Origin of the sequence: Streptomyces cavernae, assembly GCF_004023625.1 — a bacterium.
GTDB lineage: Bacteria > Actinomycetota > Actinomycetes > Streptomycetales > Streptomycetaceae > Streptomyces > Streptomyces cavernae.
The window spans coordinates 230,939-256,993 of record NZ_RPDJ01000017.1 but is presented as its reverse complement, the minus strand read 5'-3'; the positions used below and the strand labels follow the sequence as shown (position 1 = coordinate 256,993).

Genomic DNA, 26,055 nt, shown 5'->3' with positions numbered 1-26,055 from the left:
CTAGGATCGGCGTCCTGATGACTGCCACCCTCGTCGCCAAGGACCTCGCCGCCGGCCACGGCGACCGCACGCTCTTCTCCGGGCTCGACCTCGTCGTCGCGCCCGGCGATGTCATCGGGCTCGTCGGTGCCAACGGCGCGGGCAAGTCCACCCTGCTGCGGCTGCTCGCCGGCCTGGACACCCCCGAAGAGGGCGACCTGCGGCTGTCCCCGCCCACCGCCACCGTCGGCCATCTGCCGCAGGAACCCGAGCGGCGACCGGGCGAGACCGTGGGTGAGTTCCTGGCGCGCCGCACGGGCGTGGCCGCCGCCCAGCGCGCCATGGACGAGGCCACGCAGGCGCTCGTCGACGGCGCGCCGGGAGCGGACGACGCGTACGCGGTGAGCCTGGACCGGTGGCTCGGCCTCGGCGGCGCGGACCTCGAGGACCGGGCCGGGGAGGTGGCCGACTCCCTCGGACTGGGCGTCGGCCTCGACCAGCCGATGACATCGCTCTCCGGCGGCCAGGCCGCCCGCGCCGGCCTCGCCTCCCTGCTCCTCGCCCGTTACGACGTGTTCCTCCTGGACGAGCCCACGAACGACCTCGACCTGGACGGGCTGGAACGGCTGGAGCGCTTCGTGGGCGGACTGCGCGCCGGCGTGGTGGTCGTCAGTCACGACCGGGAGTTCCTGACCCGGACGGCGACCAAGGTCCTCGAACTCGACCTGGCCCAGCGGCAGATCAATCTGTACGGCGGAGGCTACGCGGCCTATCTGGAGGAGCGGGAGGTGGCCCGGCGCCACGCCCGCGACGACTACGAGGAGTACGCCGACAAGAAGGCGGCCCTTCAGGAACGCGCCCAGATGCAGCGCTCCTGGATGGACAAAGGGGTCAAGAACGCCCGGCGCAAGGCGGGCAACGACAACGACAAGATCGGCCGCAAGTTCCGCAGCGAGGCGAGCGAGAAGCAGGCGGCGAAGGCACGGCAGACACAACGCATGATCGAACGCCTCGAAGTCGTCGAGGAGCCGCGCAAGGAGTGGGAGCTCCAGATGCGGATCGCCTCCGCGCCACGCTCCGGCGCGGTGGTCGCAACGCTCCGGGACGCCGAGGTGCGCCACGGCGACTTCGTCCTCGGACCCGTCTCGCTGCAGATCGACTGGGCGGACCGGGTCGCGGTCACCGGAGCGAACGGCGCGGGCAAGTCGACGTTGCTGGGTGCGCTGCTGGGACGGGTCCCGTTGTCCGCCGGGACCGCGGCGTTGGGCTCGGGTGTGCTGGTCGGCGAGGTCGACCAGGCCAGGGGGCTCTTCCACGGCTCCGAGTCGCTGCTGGACGCGTTCCGCGCTGCGGTTCCTCCGGAGACGGAACCGGTCGAAGTCCGCACACTCCTGGCCAAGTTCGGCCTGAAGTCCGACCACGTCCTGCGCTCGGCGACGAGCCTGTCACCGGGCGAACGCACCAGGGCCGCCCTGGCGTTGCTCCAGGGCAGAGGCGTCAACCTGCTGGTCCTGGACGAGCCGACCAACCACCTCGACCTCCCCGCGATCGAACAACTGGAGTCGGCGCTGGATGCGTATGAGGGGACGTTGTTGCTGGTCACACATGACCGCCGGATGCTGGACGCGGTACGGACGACCAGGATGCTCGAGGTGGCGTCGGGGAAGGTGACGGAGCGCACTTGAGTCTTTCGGTCCCGGCTCGGGGTGATGTCATGACGGCGCCGTGATCGGTCCGGTCCGGGCGGTGAGCGATGAACCCGTCGAGCAGTTCTTTCGGCCGGTAGTACGTTCGTTCGAGGCGAATGCGGGTCGGCCCCGGACGCGCCGCCGGAAGCGGACACCCACGCAGTCACCCGGCGCGCGGCGCGTGGTCGAGCGTGCCGTCTCGATGCCGGAGCGAGATGCCCGGCCTACCGGCCGGCTCATGCGCCGTGGGCCGCGAGTTCGCTCTCCGGTTCCGGGACGGCGGAGGTCCCGGACGGCACGAGCAGGAGCTCGTCCAGGGCGCTGCCCGCCAGGAGCAGGTCCTGGAGGCGGCGCAGGGCGGCTATCACCGTGTCCTGTCTGATCTCGACGTCCCGCGCAGACGTCGGATGCCTCGCCTTGCGAAAACGCCCCATGAGGGCACCGTGCGCGGACGGTGCCGGATCCGGTGCTGTGGCGCGTCAGCGCAGTTCGGCCACGAGTGCCTCGGCCAGTGCGGAGTCGCAGACGAGGGCGTCGAGGTAGTGACCGCGCAGGGCGCCCAGCACACCACGCGCCTTCTCCACTCCCGCGGCCAGCCCGACCACGGTCCTGATCCGGCGCAGGTCGTCGAGCGACACCGCGAGCACCCGGTCCTCGACGGCGCCGTGCACCGGGTTGCCGTCCTCGTCGAAGTAGCGGGCGCAGATGTCACCCACCGGCCTGGCCCGCTCGAACGCCGCTCGGTCGCGGCGACCGAGCCGCAGTGAGTCGATGAGTGCCGCGGAGGAGCCGACGCCCGCCGCTCCGACACCCACGAACGCCAGCGAGGCCTTGCGGCCCGCCCCCAGTACGGAGCTGATGGCGGGTTCGGTCAGCAGGGTGTCCCGGGAGGCCTTGGTCTCCAGCAGGGCGGGGGCGTGCAGCCGCCGGAACGTGGCGCCCAGCCGGTCCGCGAGGTCCCGTACCAGTTCCTCGCCCATGATCTCCGAGGCCACCGAGGACAGCCCGCCGACCAGCGGGAGCACCTCGGCGGGCAGTGGCCGCTCGGCGTGGACGGCCCGCACCATCGCCTGCAGGGTACGGCCCCAGGACAGCGCGATGCCGTCACCGGGACGTGCCATGTCCAGCAGCCAGTCCGCGGCCAGTTCACCGACCTTGGGCAGCACCTCGTCCTCCGAGCGGACGGCGGCCACCCGGCAGGCGGTGAGCCCGAAGGCGCGGCTCACCTCCTCCTCCAGATCCAGATCGCGTCCCGCGGGATCGTTGATCCGGATCTCGACGATGCCCTGCTCGCGGGCGGCGGCCAGGATGCGCGAGACGTTGGACCGGCTCACGCCGAGCGCGCTGGCGACCTCCTGCTGCGAGCAGTTGTCCTGGTAGTAGAGCCGTGCGGCCTTCACCAGCAGGTCGCGCTCACGGGACGCCGGCATTCGCCCACCCTCTCGCATCGCGGCTTCGTCACATCTGCCCAAATCCTTGCACAGCCGACCGATGAGCAGGGGTGGTCAGCCGGACGGCTTACGGGAGTTGCTCGAGCCCCGCCGTGACGAGCTCGGCAAGGCGGTCCAGGGCGGGCCCGGCGTCGTCGGCCGGCGAGGCGAGGACGATCTCCTCCCCGCCCTGCACTCCCAGGCTCAGCACGGCCAGCATGGAGGCCGCGTTGACGGGGGCGCCGCCGTCCTTGGCGACGGTGACCGGAACTCCCAGGGACGCCGTGGCGCGGACGAACAGGGAGGCCGGGCGGGCGTGCAGCCCCTCGGGCCAGCCGACGGTGACTCGGCGCTCAACCATGGTGGTGCCTTTCGACGATGTTTGTGACAACTCGTGCGACCGCTCGCCCCATCAGCTCGCACCCGCTCCTCGTGCGTCAAGCGTCTGGACAGAGCCGCGAGAAGCATGCAAGCATCATCACGTAGGTGAATAGGTGTGCACATTTGTGCAAAGGGATCGGAGGGGTTCGGGACATGCCGCTCGCTTTCCGACGCACGCACGGGGGCAGGGCCACCGCATCGCCAGGGGTGCTGTTCGACCGGGAACCGCTCGGCGCCGAACGGCTCACCGCTCCCGTCGTCCCTCCCCAGGTGGTGGTCACCATCGGTGAGATCGCCGCGCGGGCCGTCGTGTCCGGTGGCGGTGTCCACATCCGGACGGGCTGCACCGCCCGACTCACCGTCGATCACCGGATCGCCGATCACCGCGCGGCGGCCCGGCTGCGGCCCGGTGGCCGGGATCGCCGACGGCCCCGCTCTGCGACCACGAACGGCTGCTGCTCCGCTCGCCCCCGCCTCACGAGTCCCCGACCCCAAGGACCCGCCCATGATCGACAAGGAAACCGGGCAGGCCTTTCTGGACTGCTCGTGCGGCGGGGAGCAGCCCCATCGCCTGACCTATGTTCACGGCTGTCTGCTGACCATCACCTGTGAACACTGCGGCAGGACCACACACACCCGCGGGAACTGGTCCTCGGACAATACGCCCGGGACTTCCGGAGCCGGCTGGGGAACCTGCCCGCCAAGGTGTGCTCCGAAGTGACCGACCGGCCGGTGTGTTTTCTGCTCGGCCTGCCCGCGAAGGCGGTTCACAAGGTCGACCAGATACTGCGCGAGGTCAGGCTCATCGCCCGCTCCTGACCTCCTCGGCAGCCGACTCCTCGGCCCCTCCGGCCTTCGGGGACAAGGCCGTTCAGGCCGAAGCGGCAGGAGCGGTAGGAGCGGCGGGGCGGTGGGGGGTGAGGGCGAGAGAACCCACCCAAACCCCCCTGTCAGCCGGAACTCAACGCTGCTTCGGGTCCAGCAACCCCGCCTTCCGCAACGCATCCGCCATGGCACTGTTCGCCGGCGGGGGCGGCGCCTGCCGCGACCCGCCGCCCCCGCGGTTCTGCCGCTGCTGGGGAGGCCGCCCGCCGCCCCGCTGCTGCTGGCGCCCCCCGGCTGCCTGCCCCCGCGGTGCGGCCTCGTCGTCCAGCCGCAGCGTCAGCGAGATCCGCTTGCGCGGGATGTCGACGTCCAGCACCTTCACCTTCACGATGTCCCCGGGCTTGACCACGTCCCGCGGATCCTTGACGAACGTCTTCGACATGGCCGACACATGCACCAGCCCGTCCTGGTGCACCCCGACGTCCACGAACGCGCCGAACGCCGCGACGTTGGTGACGACGCCCTCCAGGACCATCCCTGACGCGAGGTCGGAGATCTTCTCGACGCCCTCCTTGAAGGTGGCCGTCTTGAAGGCCGGCCGCGGGTCACGACCCGGCTTCTCCAGCTCCTTCAGGATGTCCGACACGGTCGGCAGACCGAACGACTCGTCCACGAAGTCACCCGGCTTCAGCGACCGCAGCACCGAGGTGTTGCCGATGAGCGACGCCACCTCCTGGCCGGAGGTCTTCACCATCCGCCGCACCACCGGATATGCCTCCGGGTGCACACTGGACGCGTCCAGCGGGTCGTCCCCGCCACGGATCCGCAGGAAGCCCGCGCACTGCTCGTACGCCTTCGGCCCGAGCCGGGCCACCCCCTTCAACTCGGAGCGCGACCTGAACGGCCCGTTGGCGTCCCGGTGCGCCACGATGTTCTCCGCCAGGCCCGAGGTGATGCCGGAGACCCGGGCGAGCAGCGGCGCGGAGGCGGTGTTGACGTCGACCCCGACGCCGTTCACACAGTCCTCGACCACCGCGTCCAGCGACCGCGACAGCTTCACCTCGGACAGGTCGTGCTGGTACTGCCCGACGCCGATCGACTTCGGGTCGATCTTCACCAGTTCGGCCAGCGGATCCTGCAGTCGGCGCGCGATCGACACGGCGCCACGCAGCGAGACGTCCATGTCCGGCAGCTCCTGCGAGGCGAACGCCGACGCGGAGTACACCGAGGCGCCCGCCTCCGACACCATCACCTTGGTGAGCTTCAACTCGGGGTGCTTGGTGATGAGTTCACCGGCGAGCTTGTCCGTCTCCCGGGACGCCGTGCCGTTGCCGATGGCGATGAGCTCGACCGCGTGCTCCTTGGCGAGGCGTGCGAGCTTGGCGATCGCCTCGTCCCACCTGTTGGCCGGTACGTGCGGGTAGATCACGTCCGTGGCGACGACCTTGCCCGTCGCGTCGATCACGGCGACCTTCACACCCGTACGGAATCCGGGGTCGAGCCCGAGCGTCGCGCGCGTGCCCGCCGGGGCGGCGAGCAGCAGGTCACGAAGGTTCGCCGCGAAGACGTTCACCGCCTCGTCCTCGGCGGCCGTGCGCAGCCGCAGCCTGATGTCGATGCCGAGGTGCACCAGGATGCGGGTGCGCCAGGCCCAGCGGACCGTGTCCGTCAGCCACTTGTCGGCGGGGCGGCCGCGGTCGGCGATCCCGAAACGGTTCGCGACGATCCCCTCGTACGAGGACGGCCCCTCCGTGGGCTCCTCCGGCTCCAGGACGAGGTCCAGGACCTCCTCCTTCTCGCCGCGCAGCATGGCGAGGATGCGGTGCGAGGGCAACTCGGTGAAGGGCTCCGCGAAGTCGAAGTAGTCGGCGAACTTGGCGCCCGCCTCCTCCTTGCCCTCCCGCACCTTGGCCGCCAGCCGCCCGCGCACCCACATGCGTTCGCGCAGCTCACCGATCAGGTCGGCGTCCTCGGAGAACCGCTCGGTGAGGATCGCCCGCGCGCCGTCGAGGGCGGCCTGCGGGTCGGCCACGCCCCGGTCGGCGTCGACGAAGGCCGCGGCGGCCGCGAGCGGCTCCACCGACGGGTCGCCGAGCAGGCCCTCCGCCAGCGGCTCCAGGCCCGCCTCACGGGCGATCTGCGCCTTCGTGCGCCGCTTCGGTTTGTACGGCAGATAGATGTCCTCGAGGCGCGCCTTCGTCTCCGCGCCGCGGATCCGCGCCTCGAGCTCCTCGGTGAGCTTGCCCTGCTCGCGCACGGACTCCAGGATCGCCGTGCGCCGCTCCTCCAGCTCCCGCAGATAGCGCAGCCGCTCCTCGATCGTGCGCAGCTGCGCGTCGTCGAGCATCTCGGTCGCTTCCTTGCGGTAGCGGGCGATGAAGGGCACCGTCGAACCGCCGTCGAGCAGCTCCACCGCGGCCTTCACCTGCCGCTCCCGTACGCCGAGCTCCTCGGCGATCCTGCCTTCGATGGACCCTACTTCGATGGATCCGGGTGTCTTCACGATCCCGTACCGCCTTATCAGCTGAGGTTGCGCGGCAATTGTGGCAGGTGACACCGACAACCGTGGCCCAGGGCACCGACGTGTGGCGCGTTCGCCACCCATGGCAGAAAAGGTGGGGAGCTCGTCATTGCGGCCATCATGGGGGCGCCCAAGAATCGAAGCCATGCGAAACGTTCTGGTCGTCCTCTTCGACGGCGTGCAGAGCCTCGACGTCACCGGACCGGTCGAGGTCTTCGGGGGCGCCGAGCTCGGCCGACCCGGGACCTACGCCCTGCGCACCGCCTCGCTGGACGGCACCCCCGTGCGCACCTCCAGCGGCCTCACCCTGGTCCCCGACCACTCCCTCGCCGACGCGCCCGAACCGCACACCCTGCTCGTCCCTGGCGGCGCGGGCACCCGCCGCAGTGATCCCCGGCTGGTCGACTGGCTGCGGGTCCACGGCCCGCACGCCGAGCGGCTGGTGTCCGTGTGCACCGGCGCGATCCTGCTCGCCGAGGCGGGCCTGCTGGACGGCCGCCGGGCCACGACCCACTGGGCGTACTGCGACAAGCTCGCCCGCGACCACCCGGCGGTCGAGGTGGACCCCGACCCCATCTACATCCGCGACGGGCACGTGGCCACCTCCGCCGGCGTCACCTCCGGCATCGACCTCGCGCTCGCGATCGTGGAGGAGGACCTGGGCCGGGAGGTCGCACTGACCATCGCCCGCCACCTCGTCGTCTTCCTGCGACGGCCGGGCAACCAGGCCCAGTTCAGCGCGCAGCTCGCCGCCCAGACCGCACACCGCGAACCGCTGCGCGAGGTCCAGCAGTGGATCACCGAGCACCCCGACGGCGATCTGTCCGTCGAGTCGCTCGCCGCCCGCGCCCGCCTCTCACCCCGGCACTTCGCCCGCGCCTTCCACGCCGAGACCGGCATGACTCCCGGCCGGTACGTGGACCGCGTCCGCCTCGAACACGCCCGGCGCCTGCTGGAGGACACCACCGACGGCGTCGAGGAGATATCCCGCAGCAGCGGCTACGGCACTCCCGAGGCGATGCGCCGCGCCTTCGTCAGGGCGCTGGGCGCGGCCCCGGCCGAGTACCGCCGCCGTTTCCGTCCCGCATCCACCGCCTGAAGGGAAGACCGATGCAGATCGCGATCGTCCTCTACGACCGCTTCACCGCACTCGACGCCGTGGGACCCTACGAGACCCTCGGCCGTCTCCCGGACGCGGAGACCGTGTTCGTGGCCGAGTCGACCGGTCCCGTCCGCTCCGACACCGGAGCGCTCGCGCTGGTCGCCGACAAGACCCTCGCCGAGGTGCCGGACCCCGACATCGTGGTGGTGCCGGGCGGCCCCGGTCAGTTCGACCAGATGGACAACGAGACCCTCCTCGGCTGGCTGCGCACCGCCGACCGCACGAGCGCATGGACGACCTCCGTGTGCACCGGCTCCCTGCTCCTGGCCGCCGCCGGCCTCCTGGACGGCCGCCGCGCCACCTCGCACTGGCTGGCCCTCGACTTCCTGAAGCAGTACGGGGCCGAGCCGACGGGGGAACGGGTCGTGACCGACGGAAAGTACGTCACCGCGGCCGGGGTCTCCTCAGGGATCGACATGGGCCTCACCCTGCTCGGCAGGATCGCCGGCGACGAACACGCCCAGGCCGTCCAACTGCTCACCGAGTACGACCCGCAGCCGCCGTACGACGCGGGCTCCCCGCAGAAGGCGCCTCAGCACCTGGTCGACGAGTTCCGCACCGACAGCCGCTTCACTCTGGCGTAGGAACGCTCCACGAGAACCTCGGCGCCCTGCGTTCCAGGAAGGCGGCGACCCCCTCGGCGGTGTCGCCGCTGCCGCGCGCCTGCTCGGCCCAGTACCCGTCCCGGTCCGTACGCCCGTTCGCGAACTCCTTCGCGGCGGCCTGCGTGAGCTGGGAACGCGTGACCAGGATCCGGGTGAACTCCGCCACGCGCTTGCCGAGTTCGCCGTCGGGCAGCACCTCGTCGACCAGCCCGGTCCGCAGTGCCCGCGCGCTGTCGATCAACTCGCCGGAGAACAGCAGGTACTTGGTGGTGGCCGGACCCACCAGGGACACCAGCCGCCGGGTGGCGGACGCCGGGTAGACGATCCCCAGCTTCGCCGGAGTCACGCCGAACAGTGCCCCTTCCTCGGCGAACCGCAGATCGCACGCCACCGCGAGCTGGGCCCCGCCGCCGACGCAGTGCCCGCGCACCGCCGCCAGCGTCGGCTTGGGGAACGCCGCGAGCGCCTCCTCCGCGCGTACGGCGAGCTCTTGCGCCTCGGCCGCCGTCCTGCGCAGGGTGGAGATGTCGGCCCCCGCCGAGAAGGTGCCGCCCTCACCCGTGAGCACCAGCGCCCGTACGGCGGAGTCGGCGGCCAGGGCGTCCAGCAGCGCCGGCAGTGCCCGCCACATGCCGGCCGTCATGGCGTTGCGCTTGGCCGGATGGTGGATGACGACGGTGGCGACCCCGTCGGCGACGCCGTGCAGCAGCTCCATACGGCGGATGCTATCCGCACGCGCCGAACATACGATCAACCAGTCCACCGCGTACGCCCACCACGTACGCACCACCGGGGGGCTTCCGCGAGGAGGCGCTGATGACCAGGCTCAAGGAGAAGAGGCCGCACGACGAGCCGGCCAGGCTACGCCGGGGCTTCGGCGGGCTCGCGGTGCTGGGGGTGATCCTGGTGATCGCCGGGCTCGTCGGCCTGATCTACACCGCCGCCGCCACCCTGACCACGATGGTCCTGTTCGGCTGGCTGCTGCTGATCGGCGGTGTCGTGGGACTGCTGCACGCGGTCCTTTCCCGCGGCGACAACTTCTTCTGGCTCGCCGTCGTGGTGGCCGCCCTCAATATCGCCGCCGGAGTGGTGATCCTGCGTACCCCCGATGCCGCCGCCGAGGCGCTGACCATGTTCGCCGCGCTGCTCTTCCTGACCGGCGGGATCTTCCGGCTGGTGGGCAGCGTCGTGGTGCGCGGGCCGCAGTTCGGCTGGACGCTGGTGCAGGGCGCCTTCGGTCTGCTGCTCGGCGCACTGGTCCTGGCAACCTGGCCGAGCAGCAGCAAGTACGTGATCGGCTGCTTCGTCTCGCTCGCGCTGCTGTTCGACGGGCTCGGCCTGATCGCCACCGGCTACGGCGGGCGGCGCATCGTGCGCATGGTGTCGGAACAGCTCGCGGAGGAGGAATACCCACCGCCCGGTACCAAACCCGTACAACCCGAATAGTGTCCCGAGTCGGCACCAGAGAGGCAGGAGCTGTCGCACGGCCGACGTCGGAGTACGCCGTCGGTCAGAAGCTGTCGATAGTCGCTGACTTGTGTTCAGTCGTCCGGTATGGACCAGCTCGGAGCCAACACTCAATGTGTGGTGACAATCGAGCGCAGAGGTGGCGACCGGACGATGGACGACGAAGGGCGGGGGGCTGGCCCACGCCCTGAGAGCGGCGGAAGCGTGCCGCTCGACCCCGGACCGCCGGGTCCACTGCCGTACGAAGGGGTGTGGCGCTTCACCGCCCCCGCCGTCGACTCCTCGGTGCCGCAGGCGCGGCACACCGTTCGGGACCTGCTGGCCCGGCAGGGCGTGCCCGCCTGCGACGAGGTGGTCCACGCCCTCCTGCTGATCGTCTCGGAACTGGTCACCAACGCGGTCCGCCATGCGGCGCTGCTCTCACCGACGCTCGCCGTGGAGGTCGCCGTCGCCGCCGACTGGGTGCGCGTCTCCGTCGAGGACAACCACCCCTACCGCCCCACCGCCCTGCAGACGGACCACGGCCGGACCGGTGGCCGGGGCCTGCTGCTGGTGCACCAGGTCACTCAGGAGGCGAGCGGTGTCTGCGATGTCGAGCACACCGCGAGCGGGGGCAAGGTGATCTGGGCCGCCCTGCCGCTCAAGGGGGGCATCCCCCGGTTCCCCTGACACCGGACCCGCCCGGTCTCACCAGTCGGCCGACGGGCCCGTCAGCTCCCTGATCGCCGGCCGGGCCGCGTCCAGCACGGTCATGAACCAGGACGAGAAGCTGTCCCGTGCGTGCCGCTCCGCCAGCTCCCGCGCGGTCACGAAAACCGTATGCCCGACCTCCCCCGGGTCCGGGCTGAGCGACGCCTGCACCATCCCGACGAACAGGTGGTTGAACTCCTGCTCGACCAGACCCGAGTCCGGGTCCGGGTGGTTGTAGCGGACCGTGCCCGCCTCGGCGAGCAGCGAAGGGGAGACCCCGAGCTCCTCGTAGGTGCGCCGGGCGGCGGCGGCGAAGGGGGACTCGCCCGGGTAGGGATGACCACAGCAGGTGTTGGACCAGACACCGGGGGAGTGGTACTTGCCGAGGGCGCGCTGCTGCAGCAGCAGCCGGCCCCGCTCGTCGAAGAGGAACACCGAGAAGGCGCGGTGCAGCCGCCCGGGCGGCTGATGCGCCGAGAGCTTCTCCGCGGTGCCGATGGTGGTGCCGTCCTCGTCGACCAGTTCCAGCAGGATCGCTTCGGTGGTGCCGTTCGACGAACTGAGCGCCGAACCGTGCGTCGCGGTGGTAGGTGTGATCGGCATACCAGTCCTTCGCCTCGGTCCTCGAACCTCAAGTCTGCCGCACGAAACCGGCACTCCCGGCACTTCGCGGACCCGCATGTCCTACCCGGCCACGGGCTCGGCGCACGTTCCGAGCGCCGACGCGCCCCCCGGGTCTCAGTGACACAACCCCGCCTCGTGCACCGCGTGCCCGCTCGGCTCCAACTGGAAGGTGCAGTGCGCGACGTCGAAGTGGTCGTCCAGGCACTCCCGCAACTCGTGCAGCATCCGCTCGTACTCCGCGGTGTCCAGCGAGTCGGCGGCCACGACGACATGAGCGGAGAGGACCGGCATCCCGGAGGTGATCGTCCAGGCGTGCAGATCGTGGACGTCCTCAACGCCGGGCAGGGCCAGGATGTGCGCCCTCACCTCCGCCATGTCGACGCCCTTCGGTGCCGCCTCCAGCAGGACGTCCAGCGTCTCGCGCAGCAGCTTCCAGGCACGCGGGACGATCATGAGGCCGATGACCAGCGAGGCGATCGGGTCCGCGGCCTGCCAACCCGTGGTCAGCACGAGCAGGGCGGCCACGATCACCGCCACCGAGCCGAGCGCGTCCGCGAGCACCTCCAGAAATGCGCCGCGCACATTGAGGCTGTCCTGCTGACCGCGCGTCAGCAGGGCCAGAGAGATCACGTTCGCGAGCAGGGCCACGGCGCCGAAGGCGAGAGTGAGGCCACCCTCGGTCTCGGCGGGCGTGACGAAGCGCTGCACCGCCTCGTACAGGACGTACCCGCCGACACCGAACAGCAGCAGACAGTTGGCGAGTGCGGCGAGGATCTCGGCCCGCGCGTAACCGAAGGTGCGGTTGCCGCCGGCCGGGCGGCCCGCGAAGTGGATCGCCAGCAGCGCCATGCCCAGGCCCAGCGCGTCGGTCGCCATGTGCGCGGCGTCCGCCACCAGCGCGAGGGAGTCGGCGACGAGCGCGCCGACGATCTCGACGACCATGACCGTCACCGTGATCGTGAGCGCGATCCGCAGCCTGCCGCGATACGCGGCGGTCGCGGTGCCCCCACCCGTGGCCCCGTGCCCGTGCCCGCCGTGGTTGTGACCGGCACCCATGGAAGCCCCCTTCTGTTGCCCTCCGGCTCCGTGCCGGAGTCACAGTGAACTACGGGTGGGGGGTATGTGCAACGCGACGCTGAACACCGTTGTCATATCGCCTGACCTGCGGAAACGATGAGCAGGTCAGCCCTGGTGAAGCAGCCAGCCCTGCCACGCCGACGCGACCATGTCCCGCACCCCGCGCCGCGCCGTCCAGCCCAGTTCCCGGGCGGCCGGCTCGGCCGACGCGACCGCGCGGGGGGCGTCGCCGGGGCGGCGGGGTGCCACGACCGGCGGCCGGGTGTCGCCCGTCACCTTCGCGATGAGCGCGACGAGCTCTCGAACGGACACCCCCTCGCCCCGGCCGATGTTCACGGTCAGATCGCCCGCCGCGCCGGGCGCGCCCGACGACAGCCGGCGGGCCGCGGCGAGGTGCGCGTCCGCGAGGTCGGCGACGTGGATGTAATCACGGACACACGTCCCGTCCGGCGTCGGGTAGTCGTCGCCGAAGATGCGCGGCGCCTCGCCGCGGGTGAGGCGGTCGAAGACCATCGGGACGACGTTGAAGATCCCGGTGTCGGCGAGTTCGGCATCCGCCGCGCCGGCCACGTTGAAGTACCGCAGACAGACGGTGGAGATTCCGTGTGCCCGCCCCGCGGCCCGCACCAGCCATTCTCCGGCCAGCTTGGTCTCGCCGTAGGGGCTCATCGGGGCACAGGGGGTGTCCTCGGTGATGAGGTCGACATCCGGGTTGCCGTACACCGCCGCCGAGGAGGAGAACAGGAACCGGGTGATGCCCGCTCCGGCGACCGCGTCGAGCAGCGTCGCGAGTCCCCCGACGTTCTCCTGGTAGTAGCGCGTCGGCTGGGCCACCGACTCGCCGACCTGCTTGCGGGCGGCGAGATGCACCACACCGGTCACCCGGTGCTCGGCGAACGTGCGCTTGAGCAGTTCCCCGTCGAGTGAAGTGCCCTGGACGAGCGGGATGTGCGAGGGCAGCCGCGCGGGCACCCCGGCGGAGAGATCGTCGAGCGCGACCACGCTCTCACCCGCGGCGGACATCGCGCGCGCCACATGCGCACCGATGTATCCGGCCCCACCTGTTATCAGCCACGTCATGGACGTTCACCCTAAGCGGGGCCGTGACCGCGACGACCGGCCCGGGCGTGGCGACCGGGACCGCTGTCGTGAATGCCCCGGTCTGGGGTCGCGGTTTGTGGGGCGAAGCCCGATCCACGATGATGATCGCGTCGGTCGGACGCGGGCAGACCCCGTTGATCGGTGCGTGAACGGGCGGTGAACGTCCGCTTCTCTTCATCCGATAACCTCTGCCGACATGCCGCCCGGCCGCCCACGGACCGGTGCGCCCCCATCACGCACGTCCCCGGCGCAAGGATGCGCGCCGGTACCCAAGGAGTGAGTTCGTCTGCCGACCGCCATCCTCACCGGCCAGCCGGCCCCCGGATCGTCGATCGAGGACGATCTGCGGTCGCTGGGCTTCGACGTGCGGGTCGCCTCCGACGCCGACGAGGCCGAGACGCTCGTCGCCGCGGTGCCCTCCGAGGAGCGCGTCGCCATCGTCGACGCCCGCTTCGTGGGGCATCGGCACGCGCTCCGGCTCGGGCTCACCGACCCCCGCTTCCCGGTGGCGGCGCTGCCCGGAGCCGTCTCGGTCCAGCACGCCGCCCGCCAGGCCCTGACCCGTGCCATGGCACGCGAGGGCTCCGGACCGTTCGGCGACGGCGCGGTGCTCACGGACGGCCCCGTCGGGCTTCCGGGCGGGAACGCCGGGGCGGAGGGCTCCGCCCCGGCCGCCCGCGCGGAGACCGCCGCCCGCACGCACGACGATGGCCTGCCGGAGCGCCTGGCCACCGCCCTCGCCGCCGACGGCGTCCCGGTCCACCGCCCCGAACTCGGCACCCTGGTAGCCGCCGTCCCGGCCGACGCCCCGACCCGCGACGAGGCGCTGCGAGCCGTCGCCGCCGTGGACGACGAGGCCGTACGGCTGCGCACCGCGGTCAAGTCCCGCGACGGCTTCTTCACCACCCACTTCATCAGCCCCTACTCCCGCTACCTGGCCCGCTGGTGCGCCCGCCGCGGGCTGACCCCCAACCAGGTCACCACCGCCTCGCTCCTCACCGCCCTGATCGCCGCGGGCTGCGCGGCCACCGGCACCCGCGGCGGTTTCGTCGCGGCCGGCGTGCTGCTGCTGTTCTCCTTCGTCCTCGACTGCACCGACGGCCAGCTCGCCCGCTACTCCCTGCAGTACTCCACACTCGGCGCCTGGCTCGACGCCACCTTCGACCGGGCCAAGGAGTACGCCTACTACGCGGGCCTCGCGCTCGGAGCGGCCCGCGGCGGCGACGACGTGTGGGCGCTGGCGCTCGGCGCCATGGTGCTGCAGACCTGTCGGCACGTCGTCGACTTCGCCTTCAACGAGGCGAACGCCGGGGATCCCGCCGCGACCGCCAACACCAGCCCCACCGCGGCACTTTCGGACCGGCTCGACAGCGTCGGCTGGACGGTGTGGGTACGCCGCATGATCGTGCTGCCCATCGGCGAACGCTGGGCGATGATCGCCGTCCTGACGGCCGTCACCACGCCACGCATCACCTTCTACGCGTTGCTGATCGGCTGCGCGTTCGCGGCGACTTACACGACGGCGGGGCGGGTGCTGCGCTCGCTGAACCGCAAGGCGCCGCGCAGCGACCGCGGGGCGTGGGCGCTGCTCGCCCTCACGGACTCCGGGCCGCTCGCGGAGCTGGTGTCCAAGGCGCGCGACCCACGCGGGAGGGTCCGCCAGTACACCGCGCTCTTCCTCGCCGTTTACGGGGTGGCCTGCCTGGCCGTCGCGGTGTTGGCGTTCGGTGGGACGCGTGCGGTCGTCGGCGCCTCGCTCTACGTGGTGTTCGCCGGGTGCGTCCTGATGATGCCCTTGAAGGGCCCGTTGGACTGGCTGATTCCGCCGCTGTTCCGCTTCGCGGAGTACGGCACGGTCCTGCTGCTCGCCGCCAAATCCGATGTGAACGGAGCCCTTCCAGCGGCTTTCGGGCTGGTGGCCGCAGTCGCCTACCATCACTACGACACGGTGTACCGCATCCGCGGCGACGCCGGCGCGCCACCGCCGTGGCTGGTGCGGGCGATCGGGGGGCACGAAGGCCGGACGCTGTTGGTCACCGTGCTGGCCGCACTGTTCACCGGAACTGAGTTCAAGGTCGCGCTCACGGCTCTCGCCGTGACCGTGGCACTCGTGGTGCTCGTCGAGAGCATCCGCTTCTGGGTGACCGCCCACCGACGCGGCGCACCCGCCGTACACGATGAAGGAGAACCCGCATGATCGGCCTCGTGCTGGCGGCCGGCGCCGGACGGCGTCTGCGCCCCTACACCGACACCCTGCCGAAGGCATTGGTGCCGGTCGGCCCCGAAGGGAACGAGGAGAGCCTCACGGTCCTGGACCTCACCCTCGGCAACTTCGCCGAGATCGGTCTGACCGAGGTCGCGATCATCGTCGGGTACCGCAAGGAGGCCGTCTACGAGCGCCGCGAGGCCCTCGAGCGGAAGTACGGCCTGAAGATCACCCTCATCGACAACGACAAGGCCGAGGAGTGGAACAACGCCTACTCCCTGTGGTGCGGCCGTGACGCCATCAAGCACTCGGTGATCCTCGCCAACGGCGACACCGTGCACCCGGTCTCCGTGGAGAAGACCCTGCTCGCCGCCCGCGGCGACGGCAAGAAGATCATCCTCGCCCTCGACACGGTGAAGTCCCTCGCCGACGAGGAGATGAAGGTCGTCGTCGGCCCCGACGGCGGCATGACGAAGATCACCAAGCTGATGGACCCCGCCGAGGCCACCGGCGAGTACATCGGCGTCACCCTCATCGAGGGCGAGGCGGCGGACGAGCTCGCCGACGCGCTGAAGACCGTCTTCGAGACGGACCCGCAGCAGTTCTACGAGCACGGCTACCAGGAGCTCGTCAACCGGGGCTTCCGCATCGACGTCGCGCCGATCGGCGACGTGAAGTGGGTCGAGATCGACAACCACGACGACCTGGCCAAGGGGCGTGAGATCGCGTGCCAGTACTGACGAGGCTCATCCCGTCGCCCGTCGTCGTCGACATCAACGCCGGAGCACTGGACGATCTGGCGGGCCTGCTGGCCGACCAGCGGATCTCCAACTCCGGCAAGCTGGCCATCGCCATAAGCAGTGGTTCGGGCCAGGCACTGCGCGAGCGGCTCGCGCCGGTGCTGCCCGGCGCCGACTGGTACCCGGTCTCCGACGGCACCATCGACTCCGCGGTGAAGCTGGCCGACGACATCAAGGGCAAGCAGCGCTACGACGCGGTGGTCGGCCTCGGCGGCGGCAAGATCATCGACGTGGCGAAGTACGCCGCGGCGCGGGTCGGCCTGCCCATGGTCGCCGTGGCGACCAACCTCTCCCACGACGGACTGTGCTCGCCGGTGTCGATCCTGGACAACGACAACGGCCGCGGCTCCTACGGAGTGCCCACGCCGATCGCGATGGTCATCGACCTCGACGTGATCCGTGAGGCCCCGATCCGCTTCGTCCGCTCCGGCGTCGGCGACGCCATCTCCAACATCTCCGCCATCGCCGACTGGGAGCTGTCGCACAAGATCCACGGGGAGCCCGTGGACGGCCTCGCGGCGGCGATGGCGCGGACCGCGGGCGAGTCGGTGCTGCGGCACCCGGGCGGCGCGGGCGACGACGAGTTCCTCACGGTGCTCGCGGAGGCCCTGGTGCTCTCCGGTATCGCCATGTCGATCAGCGGCGACACCCGGCCCTCCTCCGGCGCCTGCCACGAGATCAGCCACGCCTTCGACCTGCTCTTCCCCAAGCGGGCCGCGAGCCACGGCGAGCAGGTCGGCCTCGGCGCTGCCTTCGCCATGTACCTGCGCGGTGCCCACGAGCAGTCCGGCTACTTCGCGGAGGTGCTGCGCAGGCACGGCCTGCCGGTGCTGCCGGAGGAGATCGGCTTCAGCGTGGACGAGTTCGTCAAGGCCGTCGACTACGCGCCGCAGACCCGGCCGGGCCGCTTCACGATCCTCGAGCACCTCGCCCTGTCCACCGACGAGATCAAGGACGCCTACTCCGACTATGCCAAGGCCATCGGTAGCTGAACTCCGCCCGGTCGTTCATCCTCCGGGTGTGAAGGACCGGCGGAGCGGCGAGCACTGGGGCGGCCGGCTCTACATGCGAGAGCTGTCGCTGCGCGTGGACCGGTACCTGGTGAACACGCGGGTCACGCCCAACCAGCTGACCTATCTGATGACCGTCTTCGGTGTCCTCGCCCTCCCGGCGCTGCTGGTGCCGGGGATCCCGGGTGCCGTGCTGGGTGTGCTGATGGTCCAGCTGTACCTGCTGCTGGACTGCGTCGACGGCGAGATCGCCCGCTGGAAGAAGCAGTTCTCGCTCAGTGGCGTCTACCTGGACCGGGTCGGCGCCTACCTCTGCGACGCCGCCGTGCTGGTCGGCTTCGGTCTGCGCGCCGCCGACCTGTGGGGCGAGGGACGGATCGACTGGCTGTGGGCGTTCCTCGGCACCCTCGCCGCCCTCGGCGCCGTCCTCATCAAGGCCGAGACCGACCTCGTCGGGGTCGCCCGGCACCAGGGCGGACTGCCGCCCGTGAAGGAGGCGGCGTCCGAGCCGCGCTCGTCCGGTATGGCGCTGGCCCGCAAGGCCGCCGGGGCGCTGAAGTTCCACCGGCTCATCCTGGGCATCGAGGCGTCCCTGCTGATCCTGGTCCTGGCGATCGTGGACGAGACCCGCGGCGACCTGTTCTTCGAGCGGCTCGGCGTCGCCGTGCTGGCCGGCATCGCGGTCCTGCAGACCCTGCTCCACCTCGTCTCGATCCTTGCCTCCAGCAGGCTCAAATGACCGGGACCGGCATGAAGGTCGGGGCGGTCATCATCACCATGGGCAACCGCCCCGCCGAGCTCCGCGCCCTCCTCGACTCGGTCGCCAAGCAGGACGGCGACCCGGTCGAGGTGGTCGTGGTCGGCAACGGCTCCCCGGTACCGGAGCTGCCCGAGGGCGTCCGCACCGTCGAGCTGCCCGAGAACCTCGGCATCCCCGGCGGCCGCAACATCGGCATCGAGGCCTTCGGCCCCGGCGGCCGCGACGTCGACATCCTGCTCTTCCTCGACGACGACGGTCTGCTCGCGAACAACGACACCGCGGAACTGTGCCGGCAGGCCTTCGAGGCCGACCCGCGGCTCGGCATCATCAGCTTCCGCATCGCCGATCCCGAGACCGGTGTCACCCAGCGCCGCCACGTCCCCCGGCTGAACGCCTCCGACCCGCTGCGCTCCTCCCGGGTCACCACCTTCCTGGGCGGCGCCAACGCCGTGCGCACCGAGGTCCTGGCCGAGGTCGGCGTACTGCCCGAGGCGTTCTTCTACGCCCATGAGGAGACGGATCTCGCCTGGCGGGCCCTGGACGCCGGCTGGATGATCGACTACCGCGCCGACATGGTGCTGTACCACCCCACCACCACTCCCTCGCGGCACGCGGTCTTCCACCGCATGGTGGCGCGCAACCGTGTCTGGCTCGCCCGCCGGAATCTGCCCGCGCTCCTGGTGCCCGTCTACCTCGGCGCCTGGATGCTGCTGACGCTGGTCAGACGGCCCTCGCGGCAGGCTCTGCGAGCCTGGTTCGGAGGCTTCCGCGAGGGCTGGACCACCTCCTGCGGACCACGCCGGCCCATGAAGTGGCGTACGGTGTGGCGGCTGACCCGGCTGGGCCGACCACCGGTCATCTGACAAGCTCGGTATCTGAGAGCATCGGGTCCGTACCCCGGTCCCTGGCTCGACGCCTACGCCCGACCAGGCTGCGCACTTTGAGGACGAAAGCTTTCCACTTGTGAGTGAGACAACGCACGATGGCCGAGTCGCGTTGAGCGACCGACCGTCCCCCGATGACGGGCTCTCCGCGGCGGAACTGGCCGCCAAGTACGGGCTCGCCGTGAGCGGTGCCCGGCCCGGACTCGTCGAGTACGTCCGTCAGCTCTGGGGACGGCGGCACTTCATCCTCGCCTTCTCCCAGGCCAAGCTCACCGCCCAGTACAGCCAGGCCAAGCTCGGCCAGCTGTGGCAGGTGGCGACTCCGCTGCTCAACGCGGCCGTGTACTTCCTGATCTTCGGCCTGATCCTGGAGGCGGACCGCGGGATGTCCCGCGAGGTGTACATCCCGTTCCTGGTGACGGGTGTGTTCGTCTTCACATTCACCCAGAGCTCGGTGATGGCCGGGGTCCGGGCGATCTCGAGCAATCTCGGCCTCGTCCGCGCCCTGCACTTCCCGCGTGCCTCGCTGCCGATCTCGTTCTCGTTGCAGCAGCTCCAGCAGCTGCTCTTCTCGATGATCGTGCTGTTCGCGGTGACGCTCGCCTTCGGCAGCTACCCGAAGCTGTCCTGGGTGCTGATCCTCCCGGTGCTGGTACTGCAGTTCCTCTTCAACACCGGCCTCGCGCTGATCATGGCCAGAATGGGCGCCAAGACGCCGGACCTCGCCCAGCTGATGCCGTTCGTGATGCGGACCTGGATGTACGCGTCCGGCGTGATGTTCTCGATCCCGGTGATGCTGGCGGATCACCCGAAGTGGATCGCCGACATCCTGCAGTGGAACCCGGCCGCGATCTACATGGACCTCATGCGCTTCGCACTCATCGACGGATACGGCTCGGAGAACCTGCCGCCGCACGTGTGGGCGGTGGCCGGCGGCTGGGCCGCGCTGCTGATGATCGGCGGCTTCGTCTACTTCTGGAAGGCGGAGGAGAGGTACGGCCGTGGCTGACCAGGACGACCGGCTCACCAAGCACGTGGAGGACACGGCGGACGCCGCGGACGGCGGCTCCCGCATCCCCACCGTCATCGCGGACGACCTGCACATCGTCTACCGCGTCAACGGCGCCAAGACCGGCAAGGGCAGCGCCACCGCCGCCCTCAGTCGCATCCTCAGGCGAGGCTCCGACGACTCGGCACGCGGGGTGCGCAAGGTGCACGCGGTGCGCGGTGTCTCCTTCGTCGCCTACCGCGGCGAGGCCATCGGCCTGATCGGCTCCAACGGCTCCGGCAAGTCCACCCTGCTGCGCGCCATCGCCGGACTGCTGCCCGCCGAGGAGGGCCACGTCTACACCGACGGCCAGCCCTCACTGCTCGGTGTGAACGCGGCCCTGATGAACGATCTGACGGGCGAACGCAACGTCATATTGGGCGGGCTCGCGATGGGCATGTCCCGGGAGCAGATCAGGGAGCGCTACCAGGAGATCGTCGACTTCTCCGGCATCAACGAGAAGGGCGACTTCATCACCCTGCCGATGCGGACCTACTCCTCCGGCATGGCGGCCCGGCTCCGCTTCTCCATCGCCGCCGCCAAGGACCACGACGTCCTGATGATCGACGAGGCGCTCGCCACCGGCGACCGCTCGTTCCAGCAGCGTTCCGAGGCCCGCATCCGCGAGCTGCGCAAGCACGCCGGCACGGTGTTCCTGGTCAGTCACAACAACAAGTCGATCCGGGACACCTGCGACCGGGTGCTGTGGCTGGAGCGCGGGGAACTGCGCATGGACGGCCCCACCGCGGAGGTACTCAAGGAGTACGAGAAGTTCACCGGCAGGTAGAGCACCGCGACGGGGCCCCGCCGGAACCGTTCGGCGGGGCTCCGCGTGTGCAAAGGGAAGACCAACTCTGGTCGGGCGCAGGAATCTTGTGACCAATCGGTGTGTTGTTGTGATGTCCAGGACACCTCGACGAACCCTCATGCGCTGTACAACGTAAGCTGTACCGGTGCCGATTCACGGCAAGTGGGGCGATAATCCGCGCATCGGCACACGGTGTACCAGGTCGCCGGGCCCTCCGACGGCGGCCGCGCGCCGCCGACGCCCGGGCGGCGTGTCCGAAATGGGATGTGTTGGGTCGGCAGTGTAGAACGGGAGACGTGACGGCAATGGCTACGGATACTCTCCAGCTCCCCGACGCTTCAGCCGTCCCCGCGCCGGGCAGCGAGCGGTGACGGGAGCCGGGACGCGCGCCGGCGACCCGGAGCGCGCCACGCTCGGCAAGGCCGCGGACGAGAACTTTCCGGTGGCGCCGTTCTTCCTGCCCAGGGCGTGGCGCGCCGACCTCATGGCCGTCTACGGCTTCGCCCGTCTCGTCGACGACATCGGTGACGGCGATCTCGCACCCGGTGGCGCCGACGCTCGTCTCCTCGGTGTCGCCCCCCACGAGGCCGAGGACCGGCTGGTCCTTCTGGACGCCTTCGAAACCGACCTCCGCAGGGTGTTCGAGCCGGCCGGTCCGACACCTCGTCACCCGCTGCTGCGCAGACTGGGATCCACCGTCCGCCGCGCCGGCCTCACCCCCGAGCCCTTCCTCGCCCTGATCGCGGCGAACCGTCAGGACCAGCTGGTGCGGCGGTACGAGACCTACGACGACCTGCTCGCCTACTGCGAACTGTCCGCCAACCCCGTCGGCCGGCTGGTCCTCGCCGTCACCGGCACCTCGACGCCCGAGCGTGTCCGCCGCTCCGACGCCGTCTGTACCGCGCTGCAGATCGTCGAACACCTCCAGGACGTCGCCGAGGACCTCGGCCGCGACCGCATCTATCTGCCCGCCGCGGACATGAAGCGCTTCCATGTCCAAGAGGCGGATCTCGCCACCTCCTCGGCAGGCGCATCGGTGCGCGCGCTGGTTGCATACGAAGCAGAACGCGCCCGTGACCTGCTGAATGAAGGCACCCCCCTGGTGGGTAGCGTCCACGGCAGGCTGAGGCTGCTTCTTGCGGGGTTCGTGGCGGGGGGAAGGGCGGCGATCCAGGCGATCGCCGCCGCCGAATACGACGTACTTCCCGGCCCGCCCAAGCCCGGCAAGCTCCGATTGCTGCGCGAGGCGGGCGTGACTCTGCGAGGAGAGGGGTGATCCGGACCGTGGACTCTCCATCACACGTGTCCGCACCGGTACTCGCCGCGTACAGCTATTGCGAGGCCGTCACCGGACAGCAGGCACGGAACTTCGCGTACGGCATCAGGCTGCTGCCGACGCCCAAGCGCCGCGCGATGTCGGCGCTCTACGCGTTCTCGCGGCGCGTCGACGACATCGGTGACGGCGCGCTCGACGCGGACGTCAAGGCGGCCAGGCTCGAGAGCACCCGGGCCCTGCTCGACCGGGTCCGCGCCCGTTCGGTCGACGAGGACGACACCGACCCGGTCGCGGTCGCCCTGACGCACGCCGCCGCGCACTTCCCCATCCCGCTCGACGGGCTCGACGAACTCATCGACGGCGTCCTGATGGACGTGCGCGGCGAGGCCTACGAGACCTGGGACGACCTGAAGGTGTACTGCCGGTGCGTGGCCGGCGCGATCGGCCGGCTCTCCCTCGGAGTGTTCGGTACCGAACCGGGCGCGCGCGGCGCGGAACGCGCCCCCGAGTACGCCGACACCCTGGGGATCGCCCTGCAACTCACCAACATCCTCAGAGACATCCGTGAGGACGCGCAGGGCGGGCGGACCTATCTCCCCGCCGACGACCTCGCAAAATTCGGCTGCTCGGCCGGTTTCGGAGGACCGGAACCACCCGAGGGCTCCGACTTCGCGGGCCTCGTGCACTTCGAAGTGCGACGGGCCCGCGCTCTTTTCGCCGAGGGCTACCGGCTGTTGCCCATGCTGGACCGGCGCAGCGGCGCCTGTGTCGCGGCCATGGCCGGCATCTACCGCCGGCTCCTCGACCGCATCGAACGCGAGCCCGAGGCGGTGTTGCGCGGCCGGGTCTCGCTCCCCGGACGCGAGAAGGCGTACGTCGCCGTGCGTGGCCTCTCCGGCGTCGACGCCCGGCATGTGTCCCGGCGGGTCGTCAGGAGGCGTGCCTGATGGAGGAATCGGTCAATCCGTTCCAAGGTGAACCCCTCGGTGGAAAGTGGCACGCAACCCTCCGCTCCCGGGCTGCGTCCCTGACTTCAACGGCCTGCCGCGCATCGATCACGCTCCTCGGCAAGGCCGCAGGGGAGGGCGTATGAACACCGACGCCACACAGCCGGACGGGGACGCACCGGGCGATCCGGGACGGGCCACCGCCGTGGTCGTCGGCGGGGGGCTCGCCGGTGTCACCGCCGCGCTGGCGCTCGCCGACGCCGGGGTGCGCGTCACCCTGCTCGAAGGCCGGCCCAGGCTCGGCGGGCTCGCCTTCTCCTTCCAGCGCGGCACGCTCACCGTCGACAACGGCCAGCATGTGTACCTGCGCTGCTGCACCGCCTACCGGTGGTTCCTCGACCGCATCGACGCGGCCGCGCTCGCCCCGCTGCAGGATCGTCTCGACGTGCCGGTCCTCGACGCCGCGGGCCGGCCCGGGCGCAGACTCGGCAGACTCCGGCGCGACCGACTGCCCGTGCCCCTGCATCTCGGGCGAAGCCTCGCCACCTATCCGCATCTCTCGCTCGTCGAGCGTGCCAAGGTGGGGCGTGCCGCACTGGCGCTCCAGGCCCTCGACCTCGACGATCCGGCTCTCGACACACAGGACTTCGGCAGCTGGCTGGCCGCACACGGTCAGTCGGCGCGTGCCGTCGAGGCACTGTGGGACCTCGTCGGGGTCGCCACCCTCAACGCGGTGGCCGGCGACGCCTCGCTCGGGCTCGCCGCGATGGTGTTCAAGACGGGGCTGCTCTCCGACCCGGGCGCGGCCGACATCGGGTGGGCCCGGGTACCCCTGGGCGAACTGCACGACCGGATGGCCCGCAAGGCGCTCGACTCCGCGGGTGTGCGCACCGAAGTCCGTACCCGCGTCACCTCCGTCTCCCTCCACGACAACGGGCGTTGGTCGGTCCAACTGCCCGGCGGGAGCGTCGACGCGGACGCGGTCGTCCTCGCCGTACCGCAGCGTGAGGCGTACGACCTGCTGCCCGCGGGCGCCCTCGACACCCCCGAGCGGCTCCTCGAGATCGGCACCGCACCGATCCTCAACGTCCATGTGGTCTACGACCGCACGGTGCTCAGGCGCCCGTTCTTCGCTGCGCTCGGCTCTCCCGTGCAGTGGGTCTTCGACCGCACCGAGGCCTCCGGGCTGAGCGACGGCCAGTACCTGGCCCTGTCCCAGTCGGCCGCGGGGGCCGAGATCGACAAGCCCGTCGCCGAACTGCGCGAGCGCTATCTGCCCGAGCTGGAAAGGCTGCTGCCCGCCACCCGCGGGGCGCGGGTGAAGGACTTCTTCGTGACCCGGGAGCGCACGGCGACGTTCGCTCCCGCCCCCGGCGTCGGGCGGCTGCGGCCCGGCGCGCGCACCAAGGCACCCGGCCTCTACCTGGCCGGATCGTGGACCGCCACCGGGTGGCCCGCGACCATGGAGAGTGCGGTCCGCAGCGGAGTCGGTGCGGCGGACGCCGCGCTGAGCACGCTCGGCCGGTCCCGCGACCACCTCCGCGGAGCCTTCGAGGGTTTCGCCGGTTCCGAGGCTCTCGAGGAGGCGGCATGAGGATCGATGCGCCCGGATCGGGCCCCCGCACTCCCGGTACCGCAACAAGAGGAGAGAAAGTGCCCACTGTGCCCCCGGCCTCGACGGCCGCTCGAGAGACCGCGGTGGACGTGACCGCGCTTCTGGAGCGCGGCCGGACCCTGGCCACCCCGGTGCTTAGGGCCGCCATCGACCGTCTGGCGCCGCCCATGGACACCGTCGCCGCCTATCACTTCGGCTGGATCGACGCCCAGGGCAACCCCGCGGAGGGCGACGGCGGCAAGGCCGTGCGGCCCGCGCTCGCCCTGCTGTCCGCCGAGGCCGCCGGCCGCGCCCCCGAGGTGGGCGTACCCGGCGCGGTCGCCGTGGAACTGGTGCACAACTTCTCGCTCCTGCACGACGACCTCATGGACGGCGACGAACAGCGCCGCCACCGCGACACCGTCTGGAAGGTGCACGGCCCCGCGCAGGCCATCCTCGTCGGCGACGCCCTCTTCGCGCTGGCCAACGAAATCCTGCTGGAGCTCGGCACCGTCGAGGCGGGCCGCGCCACCCGGCGCCTGACCACCGCCACCCGCGCCCTCATCGACGGCCAGGCGCAGGACATCTCCTACGAGCACCGCGACCGGGTCAGCGTCGAGGAGTGCCTGGAGATGGAGGGCAACAAGACGGGCGCCCTGCTCGCCTGCGCCTCCTCCATCGGCGCGGTGCTCGGCGGCGCCGAAGACCACACCGCGGACACCCTGGAGAAGTACGGCTACCACCTCGGCCTCGCCTTCCAGGCCGTGGACGACCTGCTGGGCATCTGGGGCGACCCGGTGGCCACCGGCAAGCAGACCTGGAGCGATCTGCGCCAGCGCAAGAAGTCGCTGCCGGTGGTGGCCGCGCTCGCGGCGGGCGGAACCGCCTCCGAGCGGCTCGGCGAACTGCTCGCCGCGGACGCCAAGGCCAGCGACTTCGAGAACTTCTCCGAAGCGGAGTTCGCCGCCCGGGCGGCGCTCATCGAGGAGGCGGGCGGCCGCGAGTGGACCGCTCAGGAGGCCCGTCGTCAGCACACGATCGCTCTCGGGGCACTGGACGCCGTTCCCATGCCGGCCCAGGTCAGAGAACGGTTCGTGGCACTCGCCGACTTCGTCGTCGTACGAAAGAGATGACCTTCATCGGGCGGACGAACCTCGCTTAGTCGCCGGCCG

26 protein-coding genes are annotated in these 26,055 nt (G+C 70.9%); 18 read left to right on the top strand and 8 right to left on the bottom strand.

The features are described 5' to 3' along the window. Positions 1-17 precede the first annotated feature (17 nt). Positions 18-1,664, top strand: a complete 1,647-nt coding sequence (locus EF387_RS28475) for an ABC-F family ATP-binding cassette domain-containing protein (RefSeq protein ID WP_128379464.1) — start codon at positions 18-20, stop codon at positions 1,662-1,664. 239 nt (positions 1,665-1,903) lie between these two features. Here the strand turns inward: EF387_RS28475 and EF387_RS28470 are convergent, their stop codons facing one another. The 3 genes from EF387_RS28470 to EF387_RS28460 form a co-directional block, all read right to left on the bottom strand. After that, positions 1,904-2,101: a hypothetical protein gene (locus EF387_RS28470; protein WP_128379463.1), complete on the bottom strand. Its 198-nt coding sequence runs from the start codon at positions 2,099-2,101 to the stop codon at positions 1,904-1,906. Between the two features lie 45 nt (positions 2,102-2,146). Continuing rightward, positions 2,147-3,097, bottom strand: coding sequence for a sugar-binding transcriptional regulator (locus EF387_RS28465; RefSeq protein WP_128379462.1), 951 nt, complete (start codon positions 3,095-3,097; stop codon positions 2,147-2,149). Between the two features lie 88 nt (positions 3,098-3,185). Beyond that, complete coding sequence (locus EF387_RS28460; protein WP_128379461.1) at positions 3,186-3,458, bottom strand: HPr family phosphocarrier protein; 273 nt, start codon at positions 3,456-3,458, stop codon at positions 3,186-3,188. Positions 3,459-3,631: 173 nt separating this feature from the next. Between EF387_RS28460 and EF387_RS50140 the strand changes: the two genes are divergently transcribed. Next, on the top strand, positions 3,632-4,090 hold the full coding sequence (locus tag EF387_RS50140) for a 2-oxo acid dehydrogenase subunit E2 (RefSeq protein WP_128379460.1): 459 nt from the start codon (positions 3,632-3,634) through the stop codon (positions 4,088-4,090). Positions 4,091-4,439: 349 nt separating this feature from the next. Here the strand turns inward: EF387_RS50140 and EF387_RS28450 are convergent, their stop codons facing one another. Continuing rightward, on the bottom strand, positions 4,440-6,806 hold the full coding sequence (locus EF387_RS28450; RefSeq protein ID WP_128379459.1) for a Tex family protein: 2,367 nt from the start codon (positions 6,804-6,806) through the stop codon (positions 4,440-4,442). A gap of 163 nt (positions 6,807-6,969) precedes the next feature. Here EF387_RS28450 and EF387_RS28445 point away from each other — a divergent pair, with 163 nt between their 5' ends. Both EF387_RS28445 and EF387_RS28440 read left to right on the top strand, forming a co-directional pair. Next, complete coding sequence (locus EF387_RS28445) at positions 6,970-7,923, top strand: GlxA family transcriptional regulator (RefSeq protein ID WP_128379458.1); 954 nt, start codon at positions 6,970-6,972, stop codon at positions 7,921-7,923. An 11-nt stretch (positions 7,924-7,934) separates the two neighbouring features. Beyond that, positions 7,935-8,570: a DJ-1/PfpI family protein gene (locus EF387_RS28440; protein ID WP_128379457.1), complete on the top strand. Its 636-nt coding sequence runs from the start codon at positions 7,935-7,937 to the stop codon at positions 8,568-8,570. Here the strand turns inward: EF387_RS28440 and EF387_RS28435 are convergent. After that, positions 8,557-9,306, bottom strand: a complete 750-nt coding sequence (locus EF387_RS28435) for an enoyl-CoA hydratase/isomerase family protein (protein ID WP_128379456.1) — start codon at positions 9,304-9,306, stop codon at positions 8,557-8,559. The genes EF387_RS28440 and EF387_RS28435 overlap by 14 nt on opposite strands. A 101-nt stretch (positions 9,307-9,407) precedes the next feature. Here EF387_RS28435 and EF387_RS28430 point away from each other — a divergent pair, with 101 nt between their 5' ends. Further along, a complete protein-coding gene (locus EF387_RS28430; protein ID WP_128379455.1) occupies positions 9,408-10,037 on the top strand; it encodes an HdeD family acid-resistance protein in 630 nt (209 codons plus the stop codon). Between the two features lie 174 nt (positions 10,038-10,211). Beyond that, positions 10,212-10,727, top strand: coding sequence for an ATP-binding protein (locus EF387_RS28425; protein WP_128379500.1), 516 nt, complete (start codon positions 10,212-10,214; stop codon positions 10,725-10,727). Between the two features lie 18 nt (positions 10,728-10,745). On the opposite strand, the gene idi is transcribed toward EF387_RS28425, so the two are convergent. The 3 genes from idi to galE form a co-directional block, all read right to left on the bottom strand. Then, positions 10,746-11,351, bottom strand: a complete 606-nt coding sequence (gene idi / locus EF387_RS28420) for an isopentenyl-diphosphate Delta-isomerase (RefSeq protein ID WP_128379454.1) — start codon at positions 11,349-11,351, stop codon at positions 10,746-10,748. Between the two features lie 135 nt (positions 11,352-11,486). Next, positions 11,487-12,428, bottom strand: coding sequence for a cation diffusion facilitator family transporter (locus tag EF387_RS28415; protein WP_128379453.1), 942 nt, complete (start codon positions 12,426-12,428; stop codon positions 11,487-11,489). 126 nt (positions 12,429-12,554) lie between these two features. Beyond that, positions 12,555-13,529: a UDP-glucose 4-epimerase GalE gene (gene galE, locus EF387_RS28410; protein WP_128379452.1), complete on the bottom strand. Its 975-nt coding sequence runs from the start codon at positions 13,527-13,529 to the stop codon at positions 12,555-12,557. A 307-nt stretch (positions 13,530-13,836) separates the two neighbouring features. Here galE and EF387_RS28405 point away from each other — a divergent pair, with 307 nt between their 5' ends. From EF387_RS28405 to EF387_RS28355, 12 genes are all read left to right on the top strand, one after another. Continuing rightward, positions 13,837-15,747 (top strand): DUF5941 domain-containing protein, encoded by a 1,911-nt coding sequence (locus EF387_RS28405; protein ID WP_128379451.1) that lies wholly within the window; start codon positions 13,837-13,839, stop codon positions 15,745-15,747. Further along, positions 15,744-16,496 (top strand): phosphocholine cytidylyltransferase family protein, encoded by a 753-nt coding sequence (locus tag EF387_RS28400; RefSeq protein WP_128379450.1) that lies wholly within the window; start codon positions 15,744-15,746, stop codon positions 16,494-16,496. The genes EF387_RS28405 and EF387_RS28400 overlap by 4 nt, the downstream gene beginning before the upstream one ends. Beyond that, positions 16,484-17,548, top strand: coding sequence for an iron-containing alcohol dehydrogenase family protein (locus EF387_RS28395; protein WP_128379449.1), 1,065 nt, complete (start codon positions 16,484-16,486; stop codon positions 17,546-17,548). The genes EF387_RS28400 and EF387_RS28395 overlap by 13 nt, the downstream gene beginning before the upstream one ends. Beyond that, a complete protein-coding gene (locus EF387_RS28390; RefSeq protein WP_128379448.1) occupies positions 17,526-18,305 on the top strand; it encodes a CDP-alcohol phosphatidyltransferase family protein in 780 nt (259 codons plus the stop codon). The genes EF387_RS28395 and EF387_RS28390 overlap by 23 nt, the downstream gene beginning before the upstream one ends. 11 nt (positions 18,306-18,316) lie before the next feature. After that, complete coding sequence (locus EF387_RS28385) at positions 18,317-19,189, top strand: glycosyltransferase family 2 protein (protein WP_128379499.1); 873 nt, start codon at positions 18,317-18,319, stop codon at positions 19,187-19,189. A 100-nt stretch (positions 19,190-19,289) separates the two neighbouring features. Continuing rightward, positions 19,290-20,219 (top strand): ABC transporter permease, encoded by a 930-nt coding sequence (locus EF387_RS28380; RefSeq protein ID WP_128379447.1) that lies wholly within the window; start codon positions 19,290-19,292, stop codon positions 20,217-20,219. A 25-nt stretch (positions 20,220-20,244) separates the two neighbouring features. Further along, positions 20,245-21,045: an ABC transporter ATP-binding protein gene (locus tag EF387_RS28375; RefSeq protein WP_162467228.1), complete on the top strand. Its 801-nt coding sequence runs from the start codon at positions 20,245-20,247 to the stop codon at positions 21,043-21,045. A 388-nt stretch (positions 21,046-21,433) separates the two neighbouring features. Next, positions 21,434-22,342: a squalene synthase HpnC gene (hpnC, locus tag EF387_RS28370; protein WP_128379446.1), complete on the top strand. Its 909-nt coding sequence runs from the start codon at positions 21,434-21,436 to the stop codon at positions 22,340-22,342. Next, the gene (gene hpnD / locus EF387_RS28365; protein WP_128379445.1) at positions 22,339-23,289 is read left to right on the top strand and encodes a presqualene diphosphate synthase HpnD; all 951 of its coding nucleotides are present in this window, start codon (positions 22,339-22,341) and stop codon (positions 23,287-23,289) included. Before hpnC ends, hpnD begins: the two co-directional genes overlap by 4 nt. Then, positions 23,289-23,435 (top strand): DUF6380 family protein, encoded by a 147-nt coding sequence (locus EF387_RS50135; RefSeq protein ID WP_420802633.1) that lies wholly within the window; start codon positions 23,289-23,291, stop codon positions 23,433-23,435. The genes hpnD and EF387_RS50135 overlap by 1 nt, the downstream gene beginning before the upstream one ends. Continuing rightward, a complete protein-coding gene (gene hpnE / locus EF387_RS28360; RefSeq protein ID WP_128379444.1) occupies positions 23,432-24,883 on the top strand; it encodes a hydroxysqualene dehydroxylase HpnE in 1,452 nt (483 codons plus the stop codon). Before EF387_RS50135 ends, hpnE begins: the two co-directional genes overlap by 4 nt. Next, on the top strand, positions 24,880-26,016 hold the full coding sequence (locus tag EF387_RS28355) for a polyprenyl synthetase family protein (RefSeq protein ID WP_128379443.1): 1,137 nt from the start codon (positions 24,880-24,882) through the stop codon (positions 26,014-26,016). The genes hpnE and EF387_RS28355 overlap by 4 nt, the downstream gene beginning before the upstream one ends. The last annotated feature ends 39 nt before the right edge of the window (positions 26,017-26,055 follow it).

Coding starts and splice junctions, on each gene's coding strand:
- EF387_RS28475 (WP_128379464.1), top strand. CDS start 18: ATGACTGCCACCCTCGTCGCCAAGGACCTCGCCGCCGGCCACGGCGAC.
- EF387_RS28470 (WP_128379463.1), bottom strand. CDS start 2,101: ATGGGGCGTTTTCGCAAGGCGAGGCATCCGACGTCTGCGCGGGACGTC.
- EF387_RS28465 (WP_128379462.1), bottom strand. CDS start 3,097: ATGCCGGCGTCCCGTGAGCGCGACCTGCTGGTGAAGGCCGCACGGCTC.
- EF387_RS28460 (WP_128379461.1), bottom strand. CDS start 3,458: ATGGTTGAGCGCCGAGTCACCGTCGGCTGGCCCGAGGGGCTGCACGCC.
- EF387_RS50140 (WP_128379460.1), top strand. CDS start 3,632: ATGCCGCTCGCTTTCCGACGCACGCACGGGGGCAGGGCCACCGCATCG.
- EF387_RS28445 (WP_128379458.1), top strand. CDS start 6,970: ATGCGAAACGTTCTGGTCGTCCTCTTCGACGGCGTGCAGAGCCTCGAC.
- EF387_RS28440 (WP_128379457.1), top strand. CDS start 7,935: ATGCAGATCGCGATCGTCCTCTACGACCGCTTCACCGCACTCGACGCC.
- EF387_RS28435 (WP_128379456.1), bottom strand. CDS start 9,306: ATGGAGCTGCTGCACGGCGTCGCCGACGGGGTCGCCACCGTCGTCATC.
- EF387_RS28430 (WP_128379455.1), top strand. CDS start 9,408: ATGACCAGGCTCAAGGAGAAGAGGCCGCACGACGAGCCGGCCAGGCTA.
- EF387_RS28425 (WP_128379500.1), top strand. CDS start 10,212: ATGGACGACGAAGGGCGGGGGGCTGGCCCACGCCCTGAGAGCGGCGGA.
- idi (WP_128379454.1), bottom strand. CDS start 11,351: ATGCCGATCACACCTACCACCGCGACGCACGGTTCGGCGCTCAGTTCG.
- EF387_RS28415 (WP_128379453.1), bottom strand. CDS start 12,428: ATGGGTGCCGGTCACAACCACGGCGGGCACGGGCACGGGGCCACGGGT.
- galE (WP_128379452.1), bottom strand. CDS start 13,529: ATGACGTGGCTGATAACAGGTGGGGCCGGATACATCGGTGCGCATGTG.
- EF387_RS28400 (WP_128379450.1), top strand. CDS start 15,744: ATGATCGGCCTCGTGCTGGCGGCCGGCGCCGGACGGCGTCTGCGCCCC.
- EF387_RS28390 (WP_128379448.1), top strand. CDS start 17,526: ATGCCAAGGCCATCGGTAGCTGAACTCCGCCCGGTCGTTCATCCTCCG.
- EF387_RS28385 (WP_128379499.1), top strand. CDS start 18,317: ATGAAGGTCGGGGCGGTCATCATCACCATGGGCAACCGCCCCGCCGAG.
- EF387_RS50135 (WP_420802633.1), top strand. CDS start 23,289: ATGGAGGAATCGGTCAATCCGTTCCAAGGTGAACCCCTCGGTGGAAAG.
- hpnE (WP_128379444.1), top strand. CDS start 23,432: ATGAACACCGACGCCACACAGCCGGACGGGGACGCACCGGGCGATCCG.
- EF387_RS28355 (WP_128379443.1), top strand. CDS start 24,880: ATGAGGATCGATGCGCCCGGATCGGGCCCCCGCACTCCCGGTACCGCA.